The 3,391-nt window shown below is 67.9% G+C and carries 4 protein-coding genes and 1 CRISPR repeat array; all 4 genes read left to right on the top strand.

Going from position 1 to position 3,391, the window contains the following annotated elements:
• Positions 1 to 262 (top strand): helix-turn-helix domain-containing protein (locus tag DAERI_RS21665; protein ID WP_103131516.1); only part of this gene is annotated, 262 nt, incomplete at its 5' end.
• Positions 263 to 269: 7 nt separating this feature from the next.
• On the top strand, positions 270 to 437 hold the full coding sequence (locus DAERI_RS22525) for a hypothetical protein (protein WP_165794333.1): 168 nt from the start codon (positions 270 to 272) through the stop codon (positions 435 to 437).
• A 53-nt stretch (positions 438 to 490) separates the two neighbouring features.
• Positions 491 to 1,444 (top strand): CRISPR system precrRNA processing endoribonuclease RAMP protein Cas6, encoded by a 954-nt coding sequence (gene cas6, locus DAERI_RS21660; protein WP_103131515.1) that lies wholly within the window; start codon positions 491 to 493, stop codon positions 1,442 to 1,444.
• Positions 1,441 to 2,409, top strand: coding sequence for a helix-turn-helix transcriptional regulator (locus DAERI_RS21655; RefSeq protein ID WP_103131514.1), 969 nt, complete (start codon positions 1,441 to 1,443; stop codon positions 2,407 to 2,409). Before cas6 ends, DAERI_RS21655 begins: the two co-directional genes overlap by 4 nt.
• Before the next feature lie 262 nt (positions 2,410 to 2,671).
• Positions 2,672 to 3,366: direct repeats of the CRISPR family, unit length 37 nt; unit sequence GTTTCAACGATTTCCCCGAACGTTAGGGGACTGAAAT.
• Between the last annotated feature and the right edge of the window lie 25 nt (positions 3,367 to 3,391).

Raw genomic sequence — 3,391 nt, 5'->3', positions numbered from 1 at the left:
ACGCGCCGCCGCACGCGCCGAGGCCATGCTGTTGGAGATGCGACTGGCCGAGTTGCGCCGCGCCCGGGAACGGACGCAGGCTGAGGTGGCGCAGGCGATGAACACCGAGCAGGCCACCATCTCCAGGCTGGAACACCGGGAGGATATGTACCTCAGCACCCTGCGCGAGTACGTCCGGGCGCTGGGGGGCGAACTCAAGCTGATCGCCTCGTTCCCCGATACCGAGATTCAGCTTCAGCCTGTGTCTGCTGGCCGCCACTGACCGCCCCATGCGCGTCCTCACGCCGGCGCTGGCCCACCCGGAGCTGTCCCCACTTGACCTGTCCGCACCGTGGGCGGGCTTCTCCATGAATGCGCTTCGAACCACCCTCGCCCACTTCACCGTGAGCGTGCTGCGGGAGGCGCGGCGCGAGCGCACCTTCTTCCACCATGTATGAGCGCGGGCAAAGAGGCGTCTCCGAGTGAGGCACTCTCCCTCTAGACTCCTCCCATGCTCCCCCTCGACCTCCCCTTTGCCGCCTTGTGCGTCAGCCTGCGGGCGCTGGAGCCGGTGCACCTGCCGCCCTTCCCCGGCTCCAAGCTGGAGGGCGCGTTCGGGCGGGCGCTGTACCGGCTGGCCTGCACGCAGCCGCAGAGGGAGACGTGCCAGGGCTGCCCCCTCCAGACCATCTGTCCCTACGGCCTGAGCTACGCGCCCCGGCTGCCGGAGAGCCTCCAGGTGGCCTCGCTGGGAACCCCGCCGCGCCCCATCATCTTCCGGGTGGCGTACGGCGAGGAGCGGCACCTGGGGGCGGGCGAGGCGCTCACCTTCGGGCTGGTGGTGGTGGGGCAGGCGGTCACGCAACTGCCGTACCTGCTGGCGGCGCTGCGCGAGGTGGGCCGGGAGGGGCTGGGGCACACGCGGGGACGGCTGGAGCTGGAAGAGGTGCGGAGCGTGCAGCCCTACACGGGGGAGGAGGTCACCCTGCTGCGGGGCGCGGACCTGGATGTGAACCTCTCCCCCCTCCTGCTGCGGGCGGGGGAGTTGCCGCCGGTGCCGGGGGAAGGGCTGCGCCTGCACCTGCGTTCGCCGCTGCACCTGAGGGCGGGCGGGCAGATGGCCCGGGACCTACATTTCCCCGTCCTGCTGCGGGCGCTGCAACGGCGGGTGGGCAACCTGGAGCAGCTTTACGGCGGCGCGGCCAGCCTGGGGGCCGACTTCACGCGGCTACCCCTCCTGGCCCGAGGGGTCGAGACCGTTCGGCAGGACGTGCGCCTCGTCTCGCAGCTCCGCAAGGGGAGCCGACCCGGTCAGAAGACGAACATGGAGGGCCTGGTGGGCACGGTGGAGTACCGGGGGGACTTCAGGCCGTTCGCCCCCCTGCTGCGGCTCGGTGAGCAGCTTGGGATGGGCAAGTGGGCGCACTTCGGCGCGGGCCTGTACGACCTGGAGGCGGCGGGATGACGCTGACCCGCAAGCGCGAGCAGGGGCGCCGCCTGCTTCGGCTGATCGCCCTGCTGAGCGAGGAGGGGCCGCTGACCACGGCGCAACTCGCCGAACGGCTGGGGTGTCAGCAGCAGGAGGTCCAGCGTGACCGCCGCCTGCTCATCAGCGAGGGCCGGGACGTGCTGCAAACCGACGAACGCCCCGCCCGGTACTTCTTGGCGCGGCCCTGGCACACCCGGGAGGTCCAGAACGACCCGGTGCGGGCGGTCATCCACCACGCGCTGTTGCGGCTGCTGCACCACCACGCGCCCACGCCCAGCCGCCTCTACCACGAGACGCTGCTCGAACTGAGCGGGCAACTTCCCGCCCGGCTGCGCGCGGTGTCCCTGCGCTCGCTCACGCCGCCCTCGGGCGACACCCCGCGTATCCTGGAAACGCTGGCCGCCGCGTGGTGCCGGGGCGAACCCGTGCGCTTCAGCTACCGGAAACCGGGCGAGGAGCCGAACACCGGCGAGGCCGACGTGGTGTTCATGGAGATCAACCGCACCAACCTCGACTGGTACGTGTTCGCTCGGCGGCGCGGCGAGCAGAGGGTCAAGACCTTTCACCTCTCCCGCTTCGTGGACGCGGCGCGGCTGACCGGACAATCCAGCCCCGAGCTTCCCTTCGACCCCCGCGACGAGCTTGACGGGGCCTGGGGCATTATCGGCGGCGGGCAACATTGCGAGGTCACGCTCCGGTTCGCCCCGGAGGCGGTGCCTTACGTCGCCTACCGCCGCTGGCCGGGCCAGATAGAGGGCAGCATGGACGGCCCGTGCTATGTGCTGCGGCTCAGGGCGCCCCTCAACCGCGACCACCTGCCCGTCGAGGTCATGGCCTGGATTCGCGGCTGGGGGCCGAGGGTCGAGGTCCTGTCGCCCGCATGGGTGCGCGACCTCTGGCTGGGCGAGGCACGGGAACTGCTGGCGCGCTACGGCCCATGACCGCAAGAGAGGGAGTTGCCGCCAGAGCCCCGCGATTTGCGATCCGTCCTGGTGGGCATTTCCGGGAGAGGCTCCCCCTGGATGCCCGGGCAGGGCAGACTGCCCGGACCGGGTCACGTCCTCCACGCGCCGCAAATCGCCAGGTTGGAGGCGTTCTCCGGCTTTTGCGAACGCCGCCAGCGGGTAGAATGAATGCCGTCCTCCACGTCGAGGCGAGTTGCATGACAACTTCTGCCCTCTCGAAAAGGGGGAAAAATCAGCCGTTTCAACGATTTCCCCGAACGTTAGGGGACTGAAATTGACCGCGCAGACGGCCGCCGAGCAGCGGCAGTGGCAGTTTCAACGATTTCCCCGAACGTTAGGGGACTGAAATCCGGCTCGGGCTCAGGGGACGACGAACTTGCCGTAGGTTTCAACGATTTCCCCGAACGTTAGGGGACTGAAATTCCTAGCGCTGACCGCCATCCCCGAGGTCGAGCGCCGTTTCAACGATTTCCCCGAACGTTAGGGGACTGAAATTGGGGCGCCGTCTCGACCTCGGCAATGATCTGCTCGGTTTCAACGATTTCCCCGAACGTTAGGGGACTGAAATCTGACCATGCTGGGCAGGCGGCAGCTTTTGGGCTGGGTTTCAACGATTTCCCCGAACGTTAGGGGACTGAAATTCAGTCATGGCTCACCCCCTCTGCCGCAGGGGCGGGTTTCAACGATTTCCCCGAACGTTAGGGGACTGAAATATCCCGGCGGTCGTCGCCTTTCCGATCCCCCACATGTTTCAACGATTTCCCCGAACGTTAGGGGACTGAAATTGGCGACCGTGGCCCGGGGCGGCGAACCGATCAGCGAGTTTCAACGATTTCCCCGAACGTTAGGGGACTGAAATTGACCGGCGAGGAGAGCATCGAGGCCTGGATCACCGAGTTTCAACGATTTCCCCGAACGTTAGGGAGCTGAAATTCACCCGAGCGCGATGTCGCGCCGC

This window comes from Deinococcus aerius, assembly GCF_002897375.1.
In the GTDB taxonomy this organism is placed as follows: Bacteria; Deinococcota; Deinococci; order Deinococcales; family Deinococcaceae; genus Deinococcus; species Deinococcus aerius.
This window is presented reverse-complemented; position numbering and strand designations above follow the sequence as displayed.

Bases quoted from the DNA above. Each gene is read 5' to 3' on its own strand.
- DAERI_RS22525 (WP_165794333.1), top strand. From the start codon at position 270: ATGCGCGTCCTCACGCCGGCGCTGGCCCACCCGGAGCTGTCCCCACTT.
- cas6 (WP_103131515.1), top strand. From the start codon at position 491: ATGCTCCCCCTCGACCTCCCCTTTGCCGCCTTGTGCGTCAGCCTGCGG.
- DAERI_RS21655 (WP_103131514.1), top strand. From the start codon at position 1,441: ATGACGCTGACCCGCAAGCGCGAGCAGGGGCGCCGCCTGCTTCGGCTG.